Origin of the sequence: Congregibacter sp. (genome assembly GCF_965662665.1) — a bacterium.
Lineage (GTDB): Bacteria > Pseudomonadota > Gammaproteobacteria > Pseudomonadales > Halieaceae > Congregibacter.
In genome coordinates this window covers 26,691-52,070 of the sequence record NZ_CBFIIF010000001.1, presented here as the reverse complement: position 1 = coordinate 52,070, position 25,380 = coordinate 26,691, and the positions used below count along the sequence as shown (strand labels likewise).

Below are 25,380 nucleotides of genomic sequence, written 5' to 3'. Positions count from 1 at the left end.
AGTATTCATGCCTGCTGACGTCGTTATTGCCACCCGAGAAAGCCCCCTGGCCCTGTGGCAGGCCCATTTCGTTCGCGACACTCTTCTTGAGACCCACCCTGGTATCAGTGTGGAGCTTTTGGGAATGACCAGTCGGGGGGATCAGATCCTCGATGTTCCCCTCGCGAAAGTGGGCGGTAAAGGGCTGTTTGTCAAAGAACTGGAGACCGCACTGTTGGACGGTAGGGCACATATCGCCGTGCACTCCATGAAAGATGTACCCATGGAGTTTCCCGAAGGTTTGGAGCTTGCGGTGATCTGCGAGCGAGAGGAGCCCGCCGATGCCTTTGTGAGCAATAATTTTGAGAATCTGGATGCGCTGCCTTCAGGAGCCGTAGTGGGAACCTCGAGTCTGCGTCGAGAGTGCCAGCTTCGTGCAAATCGCCCGGATCTCGAGGTGCGGTTTCTTCGAGGCAATGTAAATACCCGGCTTCGCAAGCTCGACGAAGGTGAGTACGACGCAATTATTTTGGCCTGTGCGGGGCTTCTTCGGCTGGAAATGGGAGAACGTATTCGCGCGCGCATCCCGGTTATGGAATCACTGCCCGCCGGAGGGCAAGGCGCTGTCGGTATTGAAATCCGCAGCGATGACCAGGCTACCCGGCAACTTCTGGCGCCGCTTCATCACGGTCCTACCGCCGAGCGGGTGTTGGCTGAGCGGGCATTAAATCGACATCTGCAGGGCGGCTGCGAGGTACCCATTGCTTCCTACGCGGTACACGAAGGTGATCAGCTATGGTTAAGAGGCCTTGTGGGTCGGCCTGATGGTAGCAACACACTCCGAGCGGATGCCCGCGGCAGCTGCAAAAACCCCGAGGAGCTGGGCGTTAGTGTGGCTGAGGCGCTCCTTGAGGCCGGCGCGGCAGAGATACTCGCCGAGGTCTATGACCGCTGAGCAGCGGGTACTGGTTACCCGGCCTGTGGGGCAGGCGGATAGCTTGATGAGCGCCCTCGGGAATGCCGGTTTCACGCCGCTACATCTGCCCATGCTGACCATAGAGCCCATAGATCCTCTACCCGGCGCTCAACGGCAGCTCCTCTTGGACCTGGATCGTTTCGAGCACGTGATTTTTGTGAGTGCCAATGCTGCGCGCATCGGCATGGCCTGCCTACAGGATTACTGGCCACAGCTGCCCCTCGGTCAGACCTATTGGGCGGTAGGAGAGAGCACGGCATTGAACCTCGAGGCAGAGGGTCTCGAGGTTGCCAGGCCTCAGAGTGATATGAGCAGTGAGGGCTTGCTGGCCATGGATGGTTTGGCGGACCTGACGTCCCAGCGAGTGCTGATCGTAAAAGGTGAGGGAGGTCGCAGATTTCTTGAGCAGGAACTGGAGGCCCGTGGAGCCAAGGTAGACTCTCTGGAGTGCTACCGGCGTGGCTACGCTGCCCACGATGCCCAGGACTGCCAGAGGCTGCTGACGGGGCAAGGTCTGGCCCTTATCCTGATCAGCAGCGGTGAGGGTTTGGAGAGACTGACAGGTTTGCTTCAGCCTCTGGAACACACTAACTTAGCGATGACTACCTTGTTGGTACCGTCGCAGCGCGTAGAAGGCCAGGCGCGGGAGCTCGGGTGGAGAAACGTCGAGCGGGCCGAGAATGCTTCTGATGCGGCCATGCTGACGGCCGCAGCGAGCTGGCGCAAAGCGCAACTGGGGGAGACCAAGCATTGAGCGATGAAAAAAAACAGGACAATCAGGATGACGCTGGCGAAGCTGCTGTCACTGAGGTCCATGAAGCACAAGCGCCCGCCAAACCCCAGGATACAGGTCCGGACGTCGCCGAGACTGCTGCTGTCCCACCGCCTAAGCCCCAGCCTGCACCCACGGTAGCGCCGGTACCCGCGGCTGCAGAGACCGTGCCGAGCCGTTCCGGCTCCGCGCCTATCGCCTGGTTGGCCTTAGTGCTTGTTCTGGTGGAGGCTGCGGGTGTGTTCTTTCTCATCACAGATATGCAGCGCCGTGAGGGCTTACTGTTACAGCGGGTACAGGGCCTGGAGTCGGTGTCAGGTCAGGATGTAACTACTTTTGATCAGATGCGCGATAACCTCCAGCGCAAGATCGAACTTGAAATCGAAGGAATGCAGGCCAGCCAGCAGCGCGCCGAGGAGGATCTTCGGCGAGCGCTGGAAGTGCAGCAGCAGACCCTCGAAGCACAACAAAGTCAGGTGAGTCGCCTGGAATCCACTGCGAATGATGCTGCCGGTCGCGTGAGGCGCGTTGTTGAGGAGCAGTTAGGGAATCTCGAGCGGTCCGTTCTTGAACAGCAACAGCTGATTAGTGATCTCACGGTCGAGGACCGGGAGAGCTGGCAGATCGCCGAGGTGCAGTACCTCCTCCGACTCGCGAACCAGCGTCTGATTATGACGGGCGACAATGTGTCGGCAGAAGCGCTCCTGCGCAGCGCCGACAATATCTTACGCGGCCTGGATGACGCTAATTTCCACGACTTACGCTCCGCTGTAGCGTCTGATGTGGCCGCACTGCAAGCGGTGCCCAAGCTGGATGTGCAGGGCCTTTATCTACGCCTCGACGCCCTCATACGCCAGACTGATGCCTTGGTGTTATTCGAAATACCGGATCAACGGGTGGAGATAGAGCCTGTTGCCGCAGAAGACTGGCAAACGCGGCTTTCTCAGGGGTATGAGATGGCCCTTAACAAATTGTCCGAGTACATCGTTGTGAGTCGTCGCGACGTGCCTGTGGAGACCCTCATGGATCCTCAGTACGAGGGATTGGTGCGGCAGAATATGCGTATGCTCCTTGAGCAGGCTCAGGTGGCGATGCTCTCGGGCAATGAGCTGTTGTTCCGACAGAGTCTGGAGCGGGCAGAAGGCTGGGTGACGCAGTTCTTCAAAGCCGATGAGCAATCGGCGGTAGCCATGGCGGAAGAACTGCGGCGCATTAGCGACGAACGTGTCTCCGTCACTCTGCCAGATCTCAGCACTTCTCTAAACGCGCTGGATACCGTGATGCAGGCGCGCCTCGCCCGCAGCGAAAACTAGATATGGGCGGCTTATTTATCATCGCATTGCTGGCCCTGGTGGCCGGCGTGGGCATCGTCGCGCTTATCGAGACAGAGCCCGGTTACCTGCTCATTGCCTACGGTGGCTATACCGTCGAGACCAGTTTTTGGGTGGGGATTCTGCTGATAGCGACCGTCGTATTGCTGCTGTACGCCTCGCTGCGATTTTTACATCGTCTGATTACCAGTCCGGCGAATGTTCTGAACTGGGCCGGCGAGCGGCGATTACGTCAATCGGCGCGTCTCACCAGTCGCGGAATTATTAATTTCATAGAGGGGAGTTGGGCGAAATCCCGAAAGCAGATGCTCCGCGGTGCGCGCTACAGCGAGTCTCCACTGCTCAATTATTTAATGGCTGCCCGGGCGAGCTACCGCCTTCAGGAGCCGGAGGCCATGCGCCAGCATCTGGTAAAGGCAGCGGAAAGTGATCTTGAGGCAATTATTGCTGTGGATCTGACGCAGGCTGAGCTGCAGCTGAATGATCGTCAGTACGAGAAAGCCTTGAGGACTCTTGAGGCGGCCAAGAAAAACCCGAACAAGCATCCGCAGGTTTTGAGTCTTCTTTGCAAAGCCTACGATGGCCTTGGCGATATTGAAGCGATGTTGACCCTCCTGCCTGCGCTTCGTAAGTACCGCATTGGCGGGGCTTTGGAGCTGGATGACCTTGAGGCGCGCATTCATCACGATCTTCTGGAGCAGGCAGCGGTGACCGGTGACGCAGCGCTCCTGAAAGCACGCTGGAAAAAGTACCCTGCGCGGCTTCTCGATGATGAGTCTGTGCAGCTGCACTATCTGTCGTCTTTGTTGGTCTGCGACGAAGTTTCGACGTTGGAGCGAGAGATAGAAAAGCGCTTAAAGAAGAGCTGGAAAGCTGCGCTGGTGAGCCTCTACGGACGCATCCCTCGAGAGAGTGCACCCAAGCAGCTGGCCACCGCAGAATCCTGGTTGAAACAACACGCCAATGATCCTGAACTATTGCTTTGTCTTGGTCGTCTGGCCATGGTGGAGAGGCAGTGGGCTAAGGCTCGTGACTATCTGGAACGGAGTCACGCAGCGCTACCCAGCGAAGAGGCCTGTCTGGAGTTAGGCAGATTGTTGACAGCAGTAGGTGATCACTCGACCGCGGCTGAGGTGTTTCGCGTGGGTACGGGCTTACGCACTAACCCCTTGCCCGAGCTGCCGCAGCCCGACGATGTGGTTGCCGACAGTCTGCCTGAAACGCATCGAATAGAGAGTCCCTAGGGCTTAGCTGTGCTTTACTAGCGCCGCCGGGGTGCGGGATCAACGCCGATACCGAGCTCATCCCACATAGCTTCAACGCGTTCGCTTACGGCCTCGTCCATGCTAATGGGTTCACCCCATTCGCGGTCTGTTTCGCCTTCCCACTTGTTGGTCGCGTCGAAGCCCACCTTGGATCCCAAGCCAGCCACGGGCGATGCAAAGTCCAGATAGTCGATGGGGGTGTTGTCCACAAAGACGCTATCGCGCCGCGGGTCCATGCGGGTGGTCATGGCCCAGATAACATCCTGCCAGTTGCGCACATCCACATCGTCATCCGTGACAACGATGAACTTGGTGTACATAAACTGACGGAGAAAACTCCAGATCCCCAACATGACGCGTTTTGCGTGTCCCGGATACTCTTTACGCATGCTCACCACGGCCATGCGATAGGAGCAGCCCTCTGGGGGCAGATAGAAATCTACGATCTCAGGAAACTGCTTGATCAACAGCGGCACAAAAACTTCGTTGAGTGCTACGCCGAGGATTGCAGGCTCGTCTGGTGGGCGACCCGTGTAGGTGCTGTGGTAGATCGGCGCTTCGCGACTGCTGATGGCTGTGACCGTAAATACGGGAAACTTTTCTACCTCGTTGTAGTAGCCCGTATGATCGCCGAAGGGGCCTTCGTCAGCCTCTTCTCCGGGTTCCAGATAGCCTTCCAAAATGAACTCAGCAGTTGCCGGCACTTGCAGGTCATTGTCTTTGCAAAGAGGCGTGATGCATTCTGATAACTCAGTCTTAGCGCCGCGTAGCAGTCCCGCGAAAGCGTATTCCGATAGAGAGTCAGGCACCGGGGTAACCGCGCCAAGGGTCGTGGCCGGATCGGCTCCTAATGCCAGCGCCACAGGATAGCGCTTTCCCGGACGTTTTATCTGCCAGTCGCGATAATCAAGAGCCCCACCGCGATGCGACAGCCAGCGCATGATCAGCTTATTGCGACCGATGAGCTGCATGCGGTAGATGCCCAAATTCTGGCGGGTCTTGTTGGGGCCTCGCGTAATGACCAGAGGCCAGGTAACCAGAGGTCCGGCATCGCCGGGCCAGCATGTTTGGATGGGTAGATCGTAGAGGTTGACGTCGTCTCCCTCTCGAAGGTGCGTACGACAGGGAGCATTGCGAACCAGCTTGGGTCCCATATCCAGGACTTTGCGCAGTATCGGCGCTTTCTCCCAGAGCTCCTTCATTCCTTTAGGAGGGTCCGGTTGCTTGAGGTAAGCGAGGAGCTCGCCAATTTCTCGTAGTGCAGAGATGCTGTCCGCCCCCATACCTAAAGCTACGCGTTCTTCAGTGCCAAACAGGTTAGCAAGCACTGGAATGGAGTGGCCTTTCGGGTTTTCAAACAGCAGAGCGGGACCTCGGGCGCGAAGGGTACGGTCCGCGATCTCGGTCATTTCCAGATTGGGGTCGACTTCCCGCGTGATGCGCTTGAGCTCACCCCGAGCCTCAAGCTCGGCGATAAAGTCGCGCAGATCACTGTAGCGTGCTGCCATAGCGTTACATCAGGGCTCGGTGTTCAGTCCGGTTCAGTGAGGCGCTACTTGCGCTTCATAGACATAAAGAACTCTTCGTTGGTCTTGGTGTCCTTGAGCCGGTCCAAAAGGAATTCCACCGCGGGCAGATCTTCCATGCCGTGGAGCAGCTTGCGCAAGATCCACATACGCTGCAGCTCTTCTTCACCCGTGAGCTTCTCCTCGCGGCGGGTACCGGATCTGCGGATGTTGATCGCGGGGTAGATGCGTTTTTCAGCGATCTTTCGGTCAAGGTGCAGTTCCATGTTGCCGGTGCCCTTGAACTCCTCGTAGATGACCTCGTCCATCTTGGAGCCAGTGTCTACCAGTGCCGTTGCGATAATGGACAGGCTGCCACCTTCTTCGATGTTTCGGGCAGCACCAAAGAAGCGCTTGGGGCGCTCTAATGCGTGCGCATCGACACCACCGGTCAGTACTTTGCCCGAGCTTGGTATCACGGTGTTGTAGGCTCGTGCGAGTCGCGTGATGGAATCCAGAAGAATCACGACATCCCGTTTATGCTCAACCAGGCGCTTGGCCTTTTCGATGACCATATCCGCAACCTGCACGTGGCGGGAAGGTGGCTCATCAAAGGTCGATGCTACGACCTCGGCACCACGGATACCTACGGAGCGCTGCATCTCTGTCACTTCCTCAGGACGCTCGTCGATGAGGAGAACAATCATGTAAGTTTCAGGGTTGTTAGTGAGAATGGCCTGAGCGATGTTCTGCATCATGATGGTCTTACCCGCCTTTGGCGGAGCGACCAACAAGCCTCGTTGTCCCTTACCAATGGGCGCGACCAGGTCAATGATTCGACCGGTTAGGTCCTCGGTGCTGCCATTACCCTTTTCCAGAGTCAGGCGCTCGTCCGGGAACAGCGGCGTCAGGTTTTCAAAAAGAATCTTGCTCTTGGAGTTTTCGGGTCGGCTGAAGTTAACTTCGCCAATCTTGAGCAGCGCAAAGTAACGCTCGCTATCTTTGGGCGGTCGAATCTTTCCGGTAATAGTGTCACCGGTGCGAAGATTGAAACGACGAATCTGGCTGGGAGACACGTAAATATCGTCCGGACCCGCAAGGTACGAGCTGTCTGCGGAGCGCAAGAAGCCAAAGCCGTCCTGCAGAATCTCCAGTACGCCATCACCGTAAATATCTTCACCGCTCTTCGCGTGGCGCTTCAGGATCGAGAAGATAATATCCTGCTTGCGAGATCGCGCGAGGTTATCAAGACCAATGGTGGCCGCGATATCGATGAGTTCCTGCGTTGACTTGGTCTTCAAATCGGTGAGGTTCATGGGCTCCGAGGAACGTAAACCTTCTGGCAGCGGCTGCTGTTGTTTGCTGTTGTTGCGCTTTCCACGGCCCTGAGACCGGTTGCGGGGCGGCCTGCTGGGTGCGTCGCCCTGGCCCTGCGGATTTTTGGCAGCTGCAGGGCTTGCGTCCGCGGAGGCGTCAGACGCAGCTTCTGATGCTCCCGGCGCTTCTGCTGGCGCGGCTGCGGGTGCAGGCGCATCAGTTTGCGACGGAGTCTCAGAGAAATTTTGTGTTTCGGTTTCGATTTGCGGTGTGCTTGACAAGGTAGATGAACCAGAGAGAAAGGGTTAGTGGGTTCGCCGGTACCTGGGCTCTTAGCTTTGAGAACGCTTCTTTGGCTTGCCTGAAGCGCTGCTAGGCGGAAGAGACAGAGGGGTGGCGGAGTTATTATGGTCGCGCGGGGCCGCGCTGACAAAAAGAAAGTAGCACGCTCCAGAATGGAGGTCTAGGGCTTTTTCTCTTAAAGATTATGTCAATTAAGGCCCCGCCAGGGATGGCGGGGCCGGGAAATCAGGCAATGCTTTCGTTCACGAATTCAACGAGTTGCGACTTGGATAGGGCACCTACCTTGGTGGCTTCTGCGTTGCCGTCTTTGAAAAGTATCAATGTGGGGATACCGCGGATACCAAATTTACCGGGAACTTCGGGGTTGGCGTCGACGTCTACCTTGCAGACTTTTAACTTACCTGCGAATTCGCCGGCAAGTTCATCCAGCACCGGGGCGATCATTTTGCAGGGGCCGCACCACTCTGCCCAAAAGTCCACCAGAACGGGTACGTCGCTGCTCAGCACATCTTGCTCGAAGCTTGCGTCGCTGACGTGCACAATAGCGTCACTCATGTTGTCTCTCCATACAGTAATTTGAACGTATACGTGTGATTCTATCTTGGAGATTGGGGTAATAGGCAAATATTCAAGCTTTGCGCGGGCGATCTTTTTTGTGATCTGGCGTATTTCGGGCATTTTCCCGACACCAAGATAAAGGAATTAGTGGAGATGGCAGCAGGAAAACCGGTAAAGATAGTCATAGTGACTTTGGTTCTGGCGGGCTTTTTTGCCTTCTGGCACTTCGACTTACAGTCGTTGCTCAGTTTCGAGGAGCTGCGCGGGCGCAGTGATGATCTGCAGGCCCTGCGCGATGCCAATCCGCTGATGATCGCAATGATCTTTTTTGGCCTCTACGTGGCCGTCACCGGGCTGTCTTTGCCGGGCGCTGCGATTATGACGCTGGCCGGTGGAGCAATCTTTGGGTTTTGGACCGCCCTGTTACTGGTGTCCTTCGCAAGCTCTGTAGGGGCCACTCTGGCGTTTCTGGTCTCCCGCTCGCTGCTTCGGGACTGGGTTCAGACGCGATTTGGACGGCAGTTGAAGGCACTTAACGAAGGTTTCGCAAAGGACGGCGCGTTTTATCTGTTCTCCCTCCGTCTGGTGCCGGTGTTTCCGTTTTTCGTGATTAATCTGATATCCGGTCTGTTACCTATCAGTACGCCGCGTTTCTACTGGGTGTCCCAGTTAGGCATGCTGCCGGCGACGGCGGTGTTTGTGAACGCGGGAACCCAACTAGGCCAGCTCGAGAGCCTGTCTGGCATCCTGTCTCCGGCACTACTGGGTTCCTTTGTCTTACTGGCTGTCTTTCCTTTTATCGCCCGCAGCTTACTTGGCCGACTCAAGTCCCGGCGTCAGTTGGCGCGATTCACCAAGCCCAAAAAGTTTGACACCAACCTTGTCGTGATCGGTGCCGGCTCTGCCGGACTGGTTGCATCACTCATCGCTGCGACGCTCAAAGCCAAGGTAACGCTCATTGAGCGACACAAAATGGGCGGTGACTGCCTGAATACCGGTTGTGTGCCCAGTAAGGCAATTCTTCGCAGCGCACACGTGGCCGAAGAGATGCGCCGGGCGCCGGAGTTCGGGCTCGCGCCGGTGGAGGTGTCCGTTGATTTTCCGGCGGTAATGGAACGCGTGCAGGCGAAGATTGAGGCTATTGAGCCTCACGATTCCGTAGAACGTTTTACCTCTCTGGGCGTTGATTGTGTCTCAGGCGATGCAAAAATTGTTTCTCCCTGGGAAGTTGAGGTGAACGGAGAGCGTATTTCCGCACGGCACATCATTATCGCCAGTGGTGCCCGAGCACGCGTACCGGAGCTACCCGGTCTTGAAGATCTTGATTACCTCACATCAGACACGCTGTGGGAGATTCGCGAGCAACCCAAACGATTGATGGTGCTGGGCGCCGGCCCCATTGGCTGTGAGCTCGCGCAGGCAATGGCAAGCCTTGGCTCCGAAGTGACTCTGGTAACGCACGCGTCGCGGATTATGCCGAGAGAGGACGAAGACGCGTCGACGCTGGTGCACGCGCGCCTGGAGAAAAAGGGCGTCCGGATACTTACCCGTTGTGAGCCGCAGTCATTTGCTAAAAACGGGGACACCCAATCCTCACAATGCCTGCAAGACAGTGAAGCCGTGACTCTGGAGTTTGATCGGCTGTTACTGGCCGTAGGTCGCACGCCAAACATCGAAGGCATGGGACTTGAGGAGCTGGGTATTCGCACTACGGGACGGGGCACCATTGAGGTCGATGATTATCTGCAGACCGACATTCCAACAATCTTTGCCTGCGGAGATATTGTGGGGCCTTATCAGTTTACCCACACCGCCAGTCACCAGGCGTGGTTCGCCACGGTGAACGCACTCCTGGGGCACCTAAAGCGATTCCGCGTGGACTACTCCGTGATTCCTTGGGCGACGTTTACCAGCCCGGAAGTCGCCCGCGTCGGCTTAAGCGAAGACGAGGCGAAGGCGCAGGGCGTACCCTACGAGGTCACGCGTTACGGAATCGATGACCTTGACCGTGCCATTGCAGACAGCGAAGACGAGGGCTTTGTGAAGGTTCTCACTGTACCCGGTCGCGACCGCATTCTCGGGGCGACGATTGTCAGCGCTCACGCGGGAGATCTGATACCCGAATTTGTTCTGGCCATGAAACACGGTCTCGGATTGAACAAAATTCTTGGAACTATCCACATCTATCCCACCATGAGCGAGGCGAATCGCTTTCTTGCCAGTGAGTGGCGTAAGGCACGCAAGCCCGAAAAACTGCTCGCCTGGCTCGAGCGTTACCAAACCTGGCGGCGCGGCTAGGGCACTATTGAGTTAGCGGCGTACTTGCCATGAGTGTTGAGCTTCAGTGGTTGGTGTATATCCTGCGCTGCGCTGATGAGACTCTTTACACAGGCGTCACGAGGGATCTTGGGCGTCGGCTCAGGCAACACAATGGCGAGCTTGTGGGAGGCGCAAACTACACCCGGGCGCGCAGACCGGTTGTCGCAATATGGTTTGAGGAGTGTGACGATCGCTCATCTGCGCAGGTGCGAGAGGCCGAGATAAAGCGTTTGTCGCGGCGAGACAAACTCAGTCTTGTTCGATCATCGCCTCAAGCGATTCCTGCTGACTAAGCCATTCGCTCTCTACGTCCTCGAGTTCGGAGCGCTGAGCTCCCTGATCCCGTAGCAGCTCTGTGAGCTTATCTTTGGCTTCCTGTTCGTAGATTGAAGGGTCTGCCAAGGCACTTTCTATATTGGCCAGCTTCTCTCCAATGGACTCCATGCGTCGCTCCAGCTTCTTGATGGCCTGCTCAAGCGGGCGACGTTGGGCTCGGGTGGCCGCGGCTGCTCGCCGTTGATCGCGGCGATCCACAGTGCCGCGGTTCTTGTCGGATCCTTCGGCTTTGGCAGGACCGGTGTCCGTGGAGATATCGGCGCCACGAAGAATAAGAGCTTCATAGGCGTCGAGGTCGCCATCAAACTGCCCCAGGCGACCATCCGCAATGCGGTAGAGTGTGTCCGCTGTGCTGCGCAGCAGGTGACGGTCGTGGCTCACCACAATTACCGCACCTGAAAACTCCAGCAGTGCGATCTCCAATGCTCGGCGCATTTCGAGGTCCAGGTGGTTTGTTGGTTCGTCCAGCACCAATACGTTAGGGCGCTGCCAGGCGAGTATGGCAAGGGCCAGGCGCGCTTTTTCGCCGCCGGAAAAGGGTCGCAAAATGGCGTCTGCACGCTTGCCCCGGAAGTCAAAGCCACCCAAAAAGTCTCGTAGAGTTTGCTCTCGGGCGTCTGGTGTGAGTCGTTGTAAATGCAGCAGTGCAGAGCTGTCCAAATCAAGGGTGTCTACCTGCTGCTGGTCAAAATAGGCGATGCGGCAACCTTCACTGTTATGCCGTTCACCTCCTAGCAGGGCCAGGTCGCCGCAGAGACTGCGCAGGAACGTCGTTTTCCCTGATCCGTTGCGGCCAAGTAAGGCCATACGATCGCCGTTTCGCAAGCTGAAATCGGCGCCGCTGATCAGAGCCTTATCGCCATAGCCTATCCGGGCGCCGCGCAGCTCAATGAGCGGATCACGCCCCCGGGGGGGCTCGGGAAACCGAAACTCAAAGGGGCTGTCTTCGTGAGCCAGTGCCATCTCGCCCATACGGGCAAGCTCCTTGAGACGACTTTGGGCCTGCTTTGCTTTGGTGGCCTTGGCGCGAAAACGGCGCACAAAGTCTTCTATCTCGGCGCGTCGCCGGGCATGCTTTTCAGCGCTGGCGCGTTGCTCCGCGAGACGCAAAGCGCGCTGTCGCTCGAAGTCGCTGTAGCCGCCTTTGTAACTGTTAAGGCGTTGCTGCTCGATATGCAGGACTGCAGAGCAACTGGCATCAATGAAATCCCGATCGTGAGAGATGAGTAACAGCGTTCCCCGGTAGGCTTTGAGAAAGTCCTGGAGCCACAAGGTGGTGTCCAGATCGAGGTGGTTGGTGGGCTCATCCAGAAGGAGTAAGTCCGAGGGCATCATGAGGGCTCGGGCGAGTGCCAGGCGGACACGCCAACCTCCCGAGAACTCAGATACCCTGCGCCGGGCATCACTATCTTCGAATCCAAGCCCCAGCATCAGTTGTAGGGCGCGGCGTTCCGCTGCGTATCCGTCACAGGCTTCGAGCTGTGTGTGGACGCTCGCCGCGGCGGCATAGTCGTCTTTGGCTTCTGCTGCTTTGAGGCTTGATAGCAGTTCCGCTACCGCCGCATCGCCTTGCAGTACAAAATCACCCGCGGGCACGTCACTGGCGGCTACATCCTGAGCCATGTGAGCAATGCGTTGTCCTTGCAGACCTTCTATATCTCCACGGTCTGCCTGAAGGTCGCCCAGAAGCATGGCAAACAAGCTGGATTTGCCACAGCCATTAGCGCCTGTAAGGGCGATTTTTTGCCCGGGAAGCAGGCTCGCATTAGCCTCCTCAAAGAGGAGGCGGTCTGCCCGGCGGAGGCTTAGGTCGCGTAAGATGATCACGGGCGGGGAGTTTACTGGGCGTGGACGCAAGGGAACAGACAAACAAGCAGGAAGATTCAAGCGCGGCTTCGCGTTTGTGGCACTTCGCTGTGGACGTCTATGCGCGCCCCCATGTGGCAGAGCTATGTCTCCACGCACAAGAGCAGTGGGGCGTCGACGTCAACTTGATGCTCTATACCTGCTGGTGCACTACCCAGGGTCGGCGCCTCAACGCCGAAGACCTCTATCTTGCCGAGGCCCGTTGTAAGTCCTGGCGTGATGAGGTCATTTTGCCGCTTCGGCAGCAGCGTAAGCGCTGGCAGGGACAGCCGCAGTGCGCAGCCGAGTATGCTGCGATAAAGACTTTGGAGATCCAGGCAGAGCGGACGCAGTTGGGTTTTCTTGCCGAGATTTACGCGGCGGACTCGACTACCGGCTCAGTGGATGCGTCGGCACCGCCACTGCTGCTCGAGGAGCAGTTGCGCACGCTGGCCAGACACTATGAGCTCGATGATGAGGCTTTCACTGAGTTTCAGAGGATACTTGAAGCCCCTTAGTCCGCAGCCAAAAATCCACCGGACTGGTAGTCCCAGAGTCTCTTATAGATTCCATCTTTGGCAATGAGCTCAGCGTGACTGCCGGTCTCGACGATAGTCCCGCCATCCAGTACCACCAGTCGATCCAGCGCGGCGATGGTAGATAGGCGATGAGCAATGGCGAGTACCGTTTTGCCTTTCATCAGCTCATAGAGGCTTTCCTGAATCGCGACTTCCACCTCGGAATCCAGCGCCGATGTGGCTTCATCCAATACCAGGATGGGTGCGTCCTTAAGCATTACCCGGGCAATGGCAATGCGTTGACGTTGCCCACCGCTGAGTTTAACGCCACGTTCACCTACCTGGGCATCAAGACCCCGGGCTCCGCTGTGGTCCTCAAGGTTGTCGATAAACTCATCGGCGCGGGCGCGATGGACCGCAGTGAGCAGCTCCTCTTCGCTGGCAGACTCTCGCCCATAGAGAATGTTCTCCCGGACAGTGCGGTGGAGGAGAGATGTATCCTGGGTGACCATGCCAATGTGGGCGCGAAGGCTTTCCTGGCTGACCTCGCGGACGTTCTGCCCGTCGATTGTGATACTCCCACTCTGAAGATCCGAAAATCGCAGAAGCAAGTTAACGAGCGTGGACTTACCGGCTCCGGAGCGACCAATGAGACCGATTTTCTCTCCTGGTGCTATGTTGAGATTGAGTCCGTCAAAGACAGGCTTTTGGGGCGTGTAAGCGAAGGCAACATTTTTAAAACTTACCTGCCCAGCCTGCACCTGCAACACCTTCGCCTCGTGATGATCTTCGACTTCGATGTCCCGGGAAAGCGTGCTGATGCCGTCGCGAACGGTGCCGACGTTTTCGAAAAGGGCGGATACCTCCCACATGATCCACTCGCTGATGCCATTGATACGCAGGCAAAGCGCCAAGGCCGCAGCGATGGATCCTGGAGAGATCGCAGCCTCAAACCATAGGTACAGTGCTGTTCCACTCACGGTGAGAAGCATGAGGGTGTTGTTTGCCGTTATGGAAGTTTCCATCCACGTGACGAGACGCATCTGCGGATGCACGGTACCCAGGAACTCCTCCATACCCTCACGGGCATAGTTGGATTCCCGCTGAGCGTGGGAAAAAAGCTTCACCGTGCTGATGTTGGTGTAACTGTCCGCAATGCGACCGGTCATCATGGAGCGCGCGTCGGCCTGCGTCTCCGATACGCTCTGCATGCGGGGGAGAACCGTTTTTAAAATGAAGATGTAGATCAACAGCCAGACAAACAGGGGTATCGCGAGTCTGGGGTCGATGCTGCCAAGCAAAAACAGCACGGAAAGGAAGTACACGACGACGTAGACCAGAATATCCAGCGTGATGAGTACTACAGATCGTACGGCCAGGGCGGTTTGCATCACGCGAGTGGCGACTCGCCCGGAAAACTCGTCCTGAAAAAACCCCAGGCTCTGACGCAGGAGATAGCGGTGGGCCATCCAGCGCACGATCATGGGGAAATTACCCATGAGCGTTTGATGGAGAAGCAGTGACTGCAAGGCGACCATGATCGGGAATGCCGCCAGCAATCCCAGCGATAACCACAAGAGTGAGCGGCCGCCTTCGCTTGCAATCGTGTCCGGCGTCGTCGTGGATAGCAGGTCTACACCCTGACCCAGCACTTCAAAGAGGGAAACTTCAACGATGGCTATAAACGTGCTCAGGAGCGACATCAAGATCAGCCATGGCTCAAGCCCCCTGGAATGATGACGACAGAAGCGAAACACGGAGGAGGGCGCTCGACCGGGCTGTGCCTTCGGAAAAGGCTGTACAAGTTGTTCAAAAAACCGAAAAGCCATGATGTGTTCCAGCTGTCGTCGGGATCCGAAGTTTCTGTTCCTGGCGTCAGGAAGCGCGCGCAGTGTAGCGTGTCTGCAAAAGCGGCACAGCATGGAGGGTGGCAGATGGGCCATACAGCGTTTACACTTGCGCCCTCGAAATACGTCGGCCTTTTTTTGACGCACCTCAGCGGGGGGGCGTTATCTGACCGAAGGCACGGTATCTATCGAACCATATCAATTCACAGGAAGTACCCATGAATACATTTATGAAGCCCGCGGTAGCGCTTTGCGCCGTGATTGCGCTGAGTGCATGTCAGCAACAGAACTCAGGAGAAACTGCCGTGGCTGAACTACAGCTAGAAACCCCTAATCAGCGTTTGAGCTACGGCGTAGCGCTGGGTCTTGGCCGAAACATGGCGAACGACGGCATGACCGTTGATGTCGATGCTTTCGCCGCTGGTTTGCGTGATGCTATGACTAGCGCGCCTCAGCGTCTGACCGACGAAGAAATCCAGGCTGAAATGATGGCCTTTCAAGAGCGCGTAAACGCCGAGCGTGAGTCCATGGCTTCCGCAATGGCTGAAGCCAATGCGGCTGCAGCGACTGCCTTTCTGCTCGAGAACAGCACACGCGAAGGCGTGATGACCACTGAGTCGGGTTTGCAGTATGAAGTGATTGAAGCGGGCGACGGTGCAACACCTACCGCGGAAGACAGCGTAGAAGTTCATTACCGTGGCACGCTCATTGACGGCACAGAGTTTGATTCTTCTTATGCCCGTGGCGAGCCTGTTACCTTTGGTGTCGGCCAGGTCATCAGTGGTTGGACCGAAGCGCTGCAGCTAATGCAGGTTGGTTCCAAGTACAAGCTGTTCATTCCCTCGGAGCTTGCCTACGGTGCAGGCGGTGCAGGGGAGCGAATCGGCCCTAATGCCGCATTGGTTTTTGAAGTCGAGCTGCTTAGTATTCCTACGCAAGCCGGTGAAGAAGGCTAAGCATGTAACACTCAATGCTTGAAGAAGAGGGTCTCAGTTTCGATTGAGGCCCTTTTTTTTGGCTCTTCAGTTTATTAGTGGGGTGGGCTGCGAGCGCCGATCACTGCACTCGCTTAAGTTGGGTGACGCTCGCTCCGTAATCAACGCACGCAGCCCTGCGTGCTATCGACTGGTACTGCGCAAGGGTAAGTGAGGCTTATTTGCAAAGTAAGCGTCCCCCCCCTCCCAGCGCACGTAGCGAATGAGACTCGCTTGCCCGATATCCGTGCTCTGGCACCTCGCATCGAGGAAAGCTGTGTTAGGGCTGCGAGCTATCGACTGGCGAAGCGTTATTGCTTACGAAACATCTGAAATAGCGATACTGCGGCGAGGACGACGAAGAGCGCGAGAGTTTGCTCGGGAATGCTGAGCCCCATGAAGGTCCAGACTGTCTCAGCGCAGTTGCCATCGCCCATCATCACGACTGAAAAGGTCTCTGAGAAAGGCAGGGTTTCCAGCATGTACTCGAGGCTGGGACCGCAGGCGGGAGCGAGTTCTTCCGGCAGGTTTTGCAGCCAAATGTGTCTCATCGCCACGGCGCCGCCAACGGACGCACTGATGAGACAGAGGAGTGCATAGACTTGCCTGCCCCAGCCTTTGGGGTTGTGCAGCGCGGCCAGAAGCGCAAAAAAGCCGACCAGCACTACAAACAAACGCTGTGTGATGCACAGAGGACAGGGGGGCAGCCCCAACGTTCTTTCCAGATAGAAGAGCGCGAAGGCCATGGAGACGATAGTGAGTAGGAATAGCCCAAAGAATACGGGGCGGATTTGTAGCAGCGCGTTCATTTAGTCTCCGTGATTCAGAACTTTATACTGATCGAAGTAGGCGGCGATGTACTCTTCAAAACTCATGGTGTCTGCCGCTTCGATGTCTGCTTGGCGTGCGAGAGAGGAGGTACTCTCGTCTGTCAGCGACTTTTCTGCCTCGGAATCCAGTTCCCAGTCCTTGAAGTGTTCTGCCCAGCGATTGCTGTAGCCCATGGCGAAACGGTAATACGGCATTCCCTTTTCGCTCATTTCCCTGAGCACCCGTGCCGAGGGTAACTCCAGGTCGCCGCGTACTTTTGCCTGTTGCTCAGCGAGGGCTTCGGCATAACTTGAGCTCTGATGCACGGTGTCCAGAAGTTCGGCACTCGCGCTTATCTCCTCGAGAAGCTCTGCAGCCCAGGTGCTCAATGCTCGGGGTCCGGACTCTGTAGCTAGCATGAGGCCCGGTTCGCGCCCGCGATTCACCACGGCGCTGAGGTTTGCCGTCTGCCGATCTTGCTGGGCCTCGTCACAGGCGGGGCTGGGTTGCGTGAGACAATACAAAAGAAAGCTGTCCAGCAGTCGAATCTGACTGCTATCTATGCCCAACGGGTGGAAAGGGCTCACGTCAATGCAGCGGACCTCTACGTACTCGATCCCACGCTCATGCAGCGCATGGAGTGGTGTTTCTCCGCTGCTTCCCGGGCGCTTTGGTCGGATCGTGCTGTAAAACTCGTTCTCTATCTGCAGCAAGCTGTCATTGAGTTGCATGTACTCGCCGTCTTCCTTGCCATTAAACGCGGCGTAGTCAGCATGGGGGCTAAGAATCGCCTGAGTCAGCGTAGCGATATAATTATCCAGCGAGTTGTAACAGGCCCGCAGGGACTTTTGAGCGGAGCTGTTATATCCCAGGTCACCCATACGCAGCGCCGTGGCGTAGGGAAGGTGGAGAGAATTGCCCTCGGCGTCAAAGGGTTCCAGATGATGCTCTCCGCGGCCGCGCATAAAACTCGCGCATACGGCAGGGGACGCGCCAAAGAGATAGATCAGCAGCCAGGACCATCGATGAAAGTTTCGAATCAGGCCAAGATACCGGCCTGTGATGTAGTCCTGAAGCGGTCCTTCATCGCCATCGGCTTTCTGTGCTTCGGGCCAGTAGGACTCAGGCATAGAAAAATTGTAGTGCACCCCGGCGATGGCCTGCATGAGTCTGCCGTAGCGCTTACCGAGACCGTAGCGGTACACCGTCTTCATACGACCCACGTTTGAGCTGCCGTAGCGCGCTACAGGTATTCCCGCGTCGCCGGCGACGATACAGGGCATGCTCGCACTCCACAGACGCTCGCTGCCTATATGTTTGTACACAAAGCTGTGCACGTCCTCGAGGGTCTTAAGCGTGTCTTCGATACTGCTGGAAACCGGAGTAATAAACTCCATGAGTGATTCGGAGTAGTCCGTGGTGATACTGCCGTGAGTCAATGCAGAACCCAGCACCTCAGGGTGAGGCGTTTGCGCTAATACACCATCACCGGCAACTCTAAGGCTTTCTTTTTCGATCCCGCGGCATATGCCACGCAGGAGCTCTGGCTGCGTTACTGAGAGTTTCGCGAGTTGTTGGTGCCATTGCGAATTCAAAAATATCTCCTCGCCGCGATTTGTCGCGACGACGCGTCAGGTCTAAGCCTTTAGATGAAATTCGGCGCAAAAAAGCGACGCCCGTGTGGGCTGCGATGATACACCTTACGGCCCACAATCCGTTAGCGCAGAGGCCTGCAATCCGAAGCGCCCGTGGCCACGTATAGCTCACCGCTTATGCCACGGCTGTAAATGATAGAATGCCGCGGCATCTTATTCCCCCCTTACCCTGCAGAGAAGGAGTTACGCGGTAACTATGAAACCCTTGGTCATTGTTGTTGGTCTGGCAGTTGCCGGCGTTTTTGCCTGGCTTCAATTTGGCGGACAGAATGACGCAGGTGGTGGGCGCGAGCGCCCCGCTGCTCCAGTTACCGTAGTCGAAGTCGAATCGAGAAGCTTTCGAGACAGGATTCCCGCCCTGGGTACTCTGCAGGCGTGGGAGTCCGTAGACATCACGGCCCCTGTTGCTCAGCGTATCACCAACCTAAATTTTGAAGACGGACAGATCGTAGAGAAAGGCCAGGTACTGGCTACGCTCCGCCAGGAGTCTGAGCAGGCGTCTCTTCGCGAACTGAGCGCGCGACTCGCCGATGCCCGGCGAGAAGTTAAGCGACTCGCTGATCTGGCGCGGAAGAATCAGGTGGCGCAAACGGATCTGGACACAGCGACAACCGAAGTTGAAGTATTGGGGCACCAGATCAGCGAGCTGGAAGCACGCATCGCCGATCTGACCATCGTGGCACCCTTCTCAGGAGTTTTAGGGCTGAGGGAGGTTAGTGAAGGAGCCCTGGTGTCGTTTGGACAGCGACTTACCACGCTGGATGATGTGAGCCGCATGCGCCTGCAGTTCACGGTGCCCGCGCGCTATCTCGGCGTTTTGCAGCCTGGGATGCAGATTGTTGCCAAAAGTGCAGCTTTTGCTGAAGACTTTGTTGGGACTCTGTCCGCGGTGGGCAGTCGCGTAGATCCCGTTGCACGGGCGATTACCGCGCGGGCAGTTGTGCCAAACGATGAAGGCCTGCTCCGTGCGGGTCTGCTAATGGAAATTGAAGTCACGGGCGAGTCAAACAACGTCTTAATGGTGCCCGAAGAGAGTATTCAAAGCAGAGCGGCACGCCACTTTGTCTGGAAAGTTGACGGAGAGCAGGCGCTGCGCAGCGAAGTTCAAATTGGAGCCCGTATCCCGGGCTGGGTCGTTATTCTGGATGGTGTGAGCGAAGGCGAGCAGGTTGTCCGAGATGGCGTGATCCGCCTTTCGGGGAATGCGATGCCCGTTCGCGTGGTGCAAAGCTAATGTTACTTTCTGATATCGCAGTTCGACGGCCAGTGATGGCTCTCGTGGGTAGCGCGTTGATCGTTGCCTTTGGTTTGCTGGCCTTCGATCGACTCCCCTTGCGGGAATACCCGGATATTGATTCACCGATAGTGACGGTTCAGACCTCCTACCCCGGTGCGTCCGCCGCAGTCGTTGAGAACAAAATCACCGAGCTGATTGAGAATCGCCTGTCAGGTATTGAGGGTATCAAGACCCTGAGCTCTGCCAGCTATGACGGTGAGTCGACGGTAACGATCGAGTTCAATCTAGATCGGGATATCGACTCAGCGGCCAATGACGTGCGTGATCGTGTGTCTGGCGTTCTGGACAATCTCCCCGAAGAGGCCCTTCCTCCGGAGACCCGCAAGAGCAACAGCGATGAGCAGGTGATTTTTTGGTCACACCTTGTGGGCGAGAATATGTCCGCGCTGGAGTTAACGGACTATGCCCGGCGCTATCTTGAGGATCGCTTTGCGGTGCTCGATGGGGTGGCGCGCGTCCGCATCGGCGGCGGTCAAATCTACTCCATGCGTATCTGGCTCGATCGCAACGCGCTGGTAGCACGGGGCTTAACCGTGACCGATGTAGAGTCCGCGCTGCGCAGTCAAAACGTGGAGTTGCCCGCGGGAACCATTAAGTCGTCGCAGCGGGACTTTGTTGTGCGTATTGATCGCAGCTATCAGCTCGCCGAGGACTTTAGAGAGTTGGTTTTAGCCCGCGGTGACGATGGGTATCTTGTTCGGTTGGCGGACGTCGCCCGAGTAGAGCTTGCCAGCGCAGAGTCCCGAAGTTTGTTCCGTGGTAACACGGAGTCCATGGTCGGAGTTGGGATTGTGAAGCAGAGCAAGGCCAACGCCCTCAGCGTCGGCCGGGCAGTGCAGGAAGAAATCATACGAGTAAACCAGCAGCTGCCAGACGGAATGGAACTGGTGGTAGGTTTTGACCGCTCGGTGTTTGTCGATGCCGCGATTGATGAGGTGTTTTCGACACTGTTCATCGCCGGCGTGTTGGTGGTTATCGTCATTTTTATGTTTCTGGGTGATCCCCGGAGTGTTCTGGTACCCGCGCTCACCGTACCTATTTCACTCATTGGTAGTTTCAGCATGCTCTGGGCTTTGGGGTACAGCATCAACTTGTTGACCCTGTTGGCTTTGGTGTTGGCCATCGGTCTGGTAGTGGATGACAGCATCGTAGTGCTCGAGAATATTCATCGCCGGCTGGTTCGTGGCGAGTCTGCGCTGGTTGCTTCTTACCGTGGTTCACGGCAGGTGGCTTTCGCTGTTATTGCGACGACTCTGGTGCTTGTCGCGGTGTTTATCCCCATTACGTTTCTGGAGGGCAATGTGGGGCGTTTGTTCGCGGAGTTTGCCGTAGCCATGGCGATCGCGGTGATCTTCTCCAGCTTTGTGGCCTTAACTTTGGGGCCCGTGATTTGTTCTAAGCTTCTGAACAAAGAAAAAGTCTCAAACCGTCTGGCGGATAAAGTAGAAGCGCTCAGTGAGGCTATGGAGCTGCGTTATCGAAAGGTGTTGAAACCCTTTGTAGAGCGGTCCTGGTTGTTCATCCCCGTATTGCTCTTGTGTGTTTTCGCGGCCTGGCAGTTGAGTCGTAGCGTTCCCCAAGAGTTCTCTCCCACGGAAGATCGCGGTGTGTTGTACATGATCGCCGCCACGCCAGAGGGGTCCTCATTTGAGTACACCGTAGATCAGGTTCTGGAAGTAGAGCAGCTGCTGATGCCGCTGGTTGAGAGCGGTGAGGTTCGCCGGCTGTTGATTCGTGCGCCGGGTTGGGGGGGTGGTGAGTCCTTCAATCAGGCTTTCACGATCATGGCTCTTGCTCCCTGGGAAGAGCGTGACCGCACGTCACAGGAAATCGCAGCCGATGCGCAGGCAAGGGTAAAAGATGTAGCGGGTGCCCGGGTGTTTGTACGAGCGCCGCGTTCTTTCGGTGGCGGTAACGCCGATCCGGTGCAGTTTGTGGTGGGGGGTGATAGCTACGAAAATCTGGCGGAGTGGCAAGACATCATGCTCAAGGCAGTTTCGGAGAATCCGGGCCTGCTCCGCGTGGACACCGATCTCAAGCCGACCAAGCCCCAGCTGCGCGTATCGGTGGATCGGAATCGTGCGGGAGATCTGGGGATTAGTCTTGCGGACATCGGACGGACTCTTGAGACTCTCCTGGGCTCCCGTCGTGTCACGACCTTTATTATGGGCGGTCGCGAGTATGACGTGATCATCGAAGGAGACCGCGAGGAGTCCCGAACGCTGTCAGACCTGGATAACATCTACGTTCGTTCCACGACGACCGACCGACTGATACCGCTCTCAAATATTGTCACGCTGCGGGAAGAGGCCGGTGCCGGAAGCCTGAATCGGTACAACCGTGTTCGCTCCTTCACACTCTCCGCGTCTTTAGCAGATGACTACAAGCTGGGCGAGGCCCTCGATTACCTGCAGGAAGTCGTGCGCACGGAGCTACCCGAAACCGCGAGTTTCGACTTCAAGGGTGAGTCTCTGGAGTATTACCGGGCCAGCGGCAGTGTTTACCTAACCTTCCTGCTGGCGCTCCTCATCGTTTATCTGGTCATGGCCGCGCAGTTTGAGTCTTTTGTGCACCCCGCGATTATATTGTTCACGGTGCCCGTGGCGTTGCTAGGCGGGCTCTGGGGTCTCCAGCTCGTGGGTGCGACCTTGAACATCTACAGCCAGGTAGGCCTGATTATGCTGGTGGGTTTGGCCGCAAAGAACGGCATTCTCATCGTAGAGTTCATCAACCAGATGCGAGATGCCGGCTTTGAGTATGAGCAGTCGGTTATCGAGGGTGCGAGTAAGCGACTCCGCCCCATCGTTATGACCGCCTTTACCACCGTGATGGGTGCTTTGCCTTTGGTGCTTTCCACAGGCCCCGGGCATGAGGTGCGCAGCGTTATTGGCGTTGTGGTCATGGGAGGCGTTGCACTGGCGACCCTCGTCACCTTGTTCCTGGTACCCATGGCCTACAGTTTGCTGGCGCGGGGTACGGGTTCACCAGAGCTTGTGAGTCGCCAGCTTGATGCTGAGATGGAGTCCTTTGAAGCAAGCAAGGCTGAGGCGAAAGCAGCAATAGCTGCAGGCCAGGAGGCGAGTTAGAGTTCCCTCGCGTTGTAGCGATAGCTTTAAGGGGCGGGGGTTTTCTCGTCCATTTCCATGAGCGCTGCTTCCCAGTGTTCAACATCAGAACCCTGCGCGTTGAGAACTTCAAACCCGGCAATCCAACTGCCGGGATTCTCTTTGTCGCGCATTCGCCAGCGGACCTGACCCACTAGATAGAAGGGCTCGGTCTCACCAGGAAGCTCTACACCAATTTGTAGAATGGCTCCCACGGTTACCGACTCCGCCAGTCGCACCCTTAAACCACTGTGGGAGACATCTAGCGTGTCGCAGCGCGCGACTTTTCCCGGACCAATGCTGCCGGGAGGTGGTGATTCGATTTCAATAAATACCCGCGAAGAGATAGGTAAACGGAAAAAGCGTCGTTTGTCATTGCCGGCCATTATCTTTCCTCCCGCGCTTTTTCAACTTCGTCTCGGAAATAGGAGCGAGTTTCGAGGATATCGACCAGCCCTTGATCCATAAGCGCGACCAGCTCTGAGCGGCTGAGTTCTCGCAGGGCAATACCTTTGCGATTCACGAAGATATAATTGTCGCGCCGGGGGTCAAAGACAGCGAGCTTTGCCATGATGGGGGTTTCTCCGTCATGAAAACCAAGCCAGGCTCCCATCGGCACATCGACTTCCCGCGTTGTTGTGCTAGCAGGCGGACTCGGTGCCTGCGGTGACGGCTCGGGAGGCGGCGCGGATGCGGTGGGCGGCACAGCTGCCGGTTGCGGTTCCGGTTCCGGGGGAGGCGGTGCAGGAGCGGGAGCAGCTGGCGGTGGATTATGCGCCGGTGCCTGGGGCGGAACTGCAGCAGCTGGCGGCGATACAGGAGCCGCAGTTGAGGGTGCCGGGGTCGCTGCTTGAAAGCCGTCTTGTTTTGGTGGAGTTGGAGAGGCGAAGCCACCCTGAGCTGGCGTAGCTTGCTCTGTTGTCGATGGCGGCGGTGCTGCATATTCAGGGAGTGGGGCGGGAGTGTCGCTTATGGGGGTGAGCGGCTCCTCCTCTTCGAGCGTGAGCTCTAGTTCGGCTCCCTCCGGGGGCTCCAAAACAGGATCCCAGTCACCAGCATCACTTAGATCAGGTAGTTCGTCGGACCAGTTCTCGGCTTCTGCGCTGGCAACAATATTGCTCGTATCAGGCACGTCCTCAATGTTCAGTGCCTCGTCTGCCTCAGGCTCAGCGACGTCATCATGACTCCGCCGATCTTCATCGTGGGTTCGACGGTCTTCGTCGTGCGTGCGTCGATCAGCATAAGTGCGTCGTTCATCATCGGACTCATGCTCCGCATGGCTGTCGGAGTAGTCGGTCGCGACGGGATCCGGGTCGCTCTCCTGGGCCTGGTAACTGGGGTCAATGAATTGGCGCAATCGGTCGTCGCTGTCGATACCTGCCGCGGCGGCGAGACTCAGGCTAAATGTTTCGCGGTTAGGTAGTCGTACAGAAAAGCCGTCTCTAACTCGTTGGCTAAACGCCTGAACGGAGAGATCCAGTGCCTTGAGGCCCACAAAGTTGGTGAACAACAGGTGGTGGCTGTTTTCCAGCTGGAGTACCAGTTGGGCCCTTAGCTCCCCGTCATCATCTTCAAATTGATACCAGTCTCCATTGGCCAGACCCTCATCTCCGGACTGTTCTTGTTCGGGCGGCTCAGCCTCCACATCAATAGTCGGGATTTTGATGAGTTGGAGTTTTTGGCCGTGCTGTATGCGCAGGTGCGCGTACTCCACCAGACCAATGGCACTGTCTGTGGCATCACTATCGTGTTCCAGGCTTAGAAGCCAGCGACGAAGCTCGCTCGGAAGGTACCGAAGAATTTGTTCTTGCCGATCACGGCCTGCATCATCTCGATCCGGGGGTGCCTGAACTGACTCCATGAGGTGGAGGGTCGCTCGGCTCATTTGCTCCCATTCCCGGGACTTTGCACCATGTTTGACCAGCACCAACTGCGCACTGTCATACCAGGGTCCCTTGAGAAATTCACCGATGGCGGCGGGTAGCTCGTATTTCTCGAGCCCCACGTTAATGTCCATGGCCGCGTCGCGGCGAGCCGAGAGTGTCTTGAGGCGCGCCTCCTCGGTCTCAGCCAAGCGCTGCACCATGCGCTGTGCTCTTGCAGCATCTCGTTCGTTGGCGGCGATCAGCTCGTGAGTGATAGCAGCAATATCGAGCCTGTCGTTATTGAACCACTCCAGTGCTTTTTCAACAGCCCGCTGCACGCGCTGCTCGAGCATTTGTCCTGCGCGGTCCAGACGAACCTGCCAGCCCACCGCGCCGTTTTGTAGGGCGTCAAGCAAACGATGGAGGTCGTGGGATCCCGGTGTGTAAAACGATTCCTCTTTGAGTGCTACCGATATAGCTAACGGCAATAGTCTGCGAATGTGGTCCCGAAGAGGTTGTTCCAATGGGTAGTGGTCTTCCCATTCATCAAAGGCTTCGCAGATCCAAACGAGAGTGGCGTGATCTTCTGGTCCGAGGTCGGGGTTGAGGCCCTGTTTTGCAGCGCGACGTTTAATCGTGGCCAGCGGCGAACTGTCGGTATCCTTACTTTTGGCAAGAAAGGCAATCAACTTTTCTCGCGGAAGCACATTGGCACTGAGCGCTGCATTTTGAGGAGCAAAGATCTCCTGGACCTTATCTTTCAGGGAGCAGGGGAGTGGGATGTGTTCGAGGGAAAGGGACATG

General features: G+C 56.9%; 19 protein-coding genes. 10 read left to right on the top strand and 9 right to left on the bottom strand.

The annotated features are described in order from the left end of the window. The first annotated feature begins 7 nt into the window (after window positions 1-7). The 4 genes from hemC to ACTG39_RS00215 are packed head-to-tail and all read left to right on the top strand — an operon-like array spanning window position 8 to window position 4,302. Complete coding sequence (gene hemC, locus ACTG39_RS00230; protein WP_439105502.1) at window positions 8-934, top strand: hydroxymethylbilane synthase; 927 nt, start codon at window positions 8-10, stop codon at window positions 932-934. Further along, a complete protein-coding gene (locus ACTG39_RS00225) occupies window positions 924-1,709 on the top strand; it encodes a uroporphyrinogen-III synthase (RefSeq protein ID WP_439105501.1) in 786 nt (261 codons plus the stop codon). Before hemC ends, ACTG39_RS00225 begins: the two co-directional genes overlap by 11 nt. Beyond that, complete coding sequence (locus ACTG39_RS00220) at window positions 1,706-3,040, top strand: uroporphyrinogen-III C-methyltransferase (RefSeq protein WP_439105500.1); 1,335 nt, start codon at window positions 1,706-1,708, stop codon at window positions 3,038-3,040. The genes ACTG39_RS00225 and ACTG39_RS00220 overlap by 4 nt, the downstream gene beginning before the upstream one ends. A 2-nt stretch (window positions 3,041-3,042) precedes the next feature. Beyond that, window positions 3,043-4,302, top strand: a complete 1,260-nt coding sequence (locus tag ACTG39_RS00215; protein ID WP_439105499.1) for a heme biosynthesis HemY N-terminal domain-containing protein — start codon at window positions 3,043-3,045, stop codon at window positions 4,300-4,302. A gap of 17 nt (window positions 4,303-4,319) precedes the next feature. Here ACTG39_RS00215 and ubiD read toward each other — a convergent pair whose 3' ends face one another. The 3 genes from ubiD to trxA form a co-directional block, all read right to left on the bottom strand. After that, on the bottom strand, window positions 4,320-5,831 hold the full coding sequence (gene ubiD, locus ACTG39_RS00210; protein WP_439105498.1) for a 4-hydroxy-3-polyprenylbenzoate decarboxylase: 1,512 nt from the start codon (window positions 5,829-5,831) through the stop codon (window positions 4,320-4,322). Between the two features lie 44 nt (window positions 5,832-5,875). Continuing rightward, window positions 5,876-7,144 (bottom strand): transcription termination factor Rho, encoded by a 1,269-nt coding sequence (gene rho / locus ACTG39_RS00205; protein WP_405273305.1) that lies wholly within the window; start codon window positions 7,142-7,144, stop codon window positions 5,876-5,878. A 529-nt stretch (window positions 7,145-7,673) separates the two neighbouring features. Continuing rightward, window positions 7,674-8,003, bottom strand: a complete 330-nt coding sequence (gene trxA / locus ACTG39_RS00200; RefSeq protein WP_008293848.1) for a thioredoxin TrxA — start codon at window positions 8,001-8,003, stop codon at window positions 7,674-7,676. A gap of 156 nt (window positions 8,004-8,159) precedes the next feature. Here trxA and ACTG39_RS00195 point away from each other — a divergent pair, with 156 nt between their 5' ends. Continuing rightward, window positions 8,160-10,304, top strand: a complete 2,145-nt coding sequence (locus tag ACTG39_RS00195; protein ID WP_439105497.1) for an FAD-dependent oxidoreductase — start codon at window positions 8,160-8,162, stop codon at window positions 10,302-10,304. Between the two features lie 29 nt (window positions 10,305-10,333). After that, window positions 10,334-10,618, top strand: coding sequence for a GIY-YIG nuclease family protein (locus ACTG39_RS00190; RefSeq protein WP_439105496.1), 285 nt, complete (start codon window positions 10,334-10,336; stop codon window positions 10,616-10,618). Here ACTG39_RS00190 and ACTG39_RS00185 read toward each other — a convergent pair. Further along, the gene (locus ACTG39_RS00185) at window positions 10,575-12,488 is read right to left on the bottom strand and encodes an ABC-F family ATP-binding cassette domain-containing protein (protein WP_439105495.1); all 1,914 of its coding nucleotides are present in this window, start codon (window positions 12,486-12,488) and stop codon (window positions 10,575-10,577) included. The two genes, ACTG39_RS00190 and ACTG39_RS00185, sit on opposite strands and share 44 nt — an antisense overlap. Before the next feature lie 20 nt (window positions 12,489-12,508). Between ACTG39_RS00185 and ACTG39_RS00180 the strand changes: the two genes are divergently transcribed. Next, a complete protein-coding gene (locus ACTG39_RS00180; protein ID WP_439105494.1) occupies window positions 12,509-13,024 on the top strand; it encodes a TIGR02444 family protein in 516 nt (171 codons plus the stop codon). Here ACTG39_RS00180 and ACTG39_RS00175 read toward each other — a convergent pair. Next, window positions 13,021-14,853, bottom strand: coding sequence for an ABC transporter ATP-binding protein (locus tag ACTG39_RS00175; RefSeq protein WP_439105493.1), 1,833 nt, complete (start codon window positions 14,851-14,853; stop codon window positions 13,021-13,023). The two genes, ACTG39_RS00180 and ACTG39_RS00175, sit on opposite strands and share 4 nt — an antisense overlap. Before the next feature lie 236 nt (window positions 14,854-15,089). Here ACTG39_RS00175 and ACTG39_RS00170 point away from each other — a divergent pair, with 236 nt between their 5' ends. Next, window positions 15,090-15,827 (top strand): FKBP-type peptidyl-prolyl cis-trans isomerase, encoded by a 738-nt coding sequence (locus ACTG39_RS00170; RefSeq protein ID WP_439105492.1) that lies wholly within the window; start codon window positions 15,090-15,092, stop codon window positions 15,825-15,827. 329 nt (window positions 15,828-16,156) lie between these two features. Here ACTG39_RS00170 and ACTG39_RS00165 read toward each other — a convergent pair whose 3' ends face one another. Together ACTG39_RS00165 and gshA are read right to left on the bottom strand one after the other, a co-directional pair. Continuing rightward, window positions 16,157-16,654, bottom strand: coding sequence for a disulfide bond formation protein B (locus ACTG39_RS00165; protein WP_439105491.1), 498 nt, complete (start codon window positions 16,652-16,654; stop codon window positions 16,157-16,159). Next, entirely contained in the window at window positions 16,655-18,250 is a 1,596-nt protein-coding gene (gene gshA / locus ACTG39_RS00160) for a glutamate--cysteine ligase (RefSeq protein WP_439105490.1), read from the bottom strand. 256 nt (window positions 18,251-18,506) lie between these two features. Here gshA and ACTG39_RS00155 point away from each other — a divergent pair, with 256 nt between their 5' ends. After that, window positions 18,507-19,544, top strand: a complete 1,038-nt coding sequence (locus tag ACTG39_RS00155) for an efflux RND transporter periplasmic adaptor subunit (protein ID WP_439105489.1) — start codon at window positions 18,507-18,509, stop codon at window positions 19,542-19,544. After that, window positions 19,544-22,693, top strand: coding sequence for an efflux RND transporter permease subunit (locus ACTG39_RS00150; protein WP_439105488.1), 3,150 nt, complete (start codon window positions 19,544-19,546; stop codon window positions 22,691-22,693). The genes ACTG39_RS00155 and ACTG39_RS00150 overlap by 1 nt, the downstream gene beginning before the upstream one ends. 26 nt (window positions 22,694-22,719) lie before the next feature. On the opposite strand, the gene ACTG39_RS00145 is transcribed toward ACTG39_RS00150, so the two are convergent. Together ACTG39_RS00145 and ACTG39_RS00140 are read right to left on the bottom strand one after the other, a co-directional pair. Further along, window positions 22,720-23,097, bottom strand: a complete 378-nt coding sequence (locus ACTG39_RS00145; protein ID WP_439105487.1) for a PilZ domain-containing protein — start codon at window positions 23,095-23,097, stop codon at window positions 22,720-22,722. Continuing rightward, window positions 23,097-25,379 (bottom strand): DUF1631 family protein, encoded by a 2,283-nt coding sequence (locus ACTG39_RS00140; RefSeq protein ID WP_439105486.1) that lies wholly within the window; start codon window positions 25,377-25,379, stop codon window positions 23,097-23,099. Before ACTG39_RS00140 ends, ACTG39_RS00145 begins: the two co-directional genes overlap by 1 nt. Window position 25,380 lies beyond the last annotated feature (1 nt).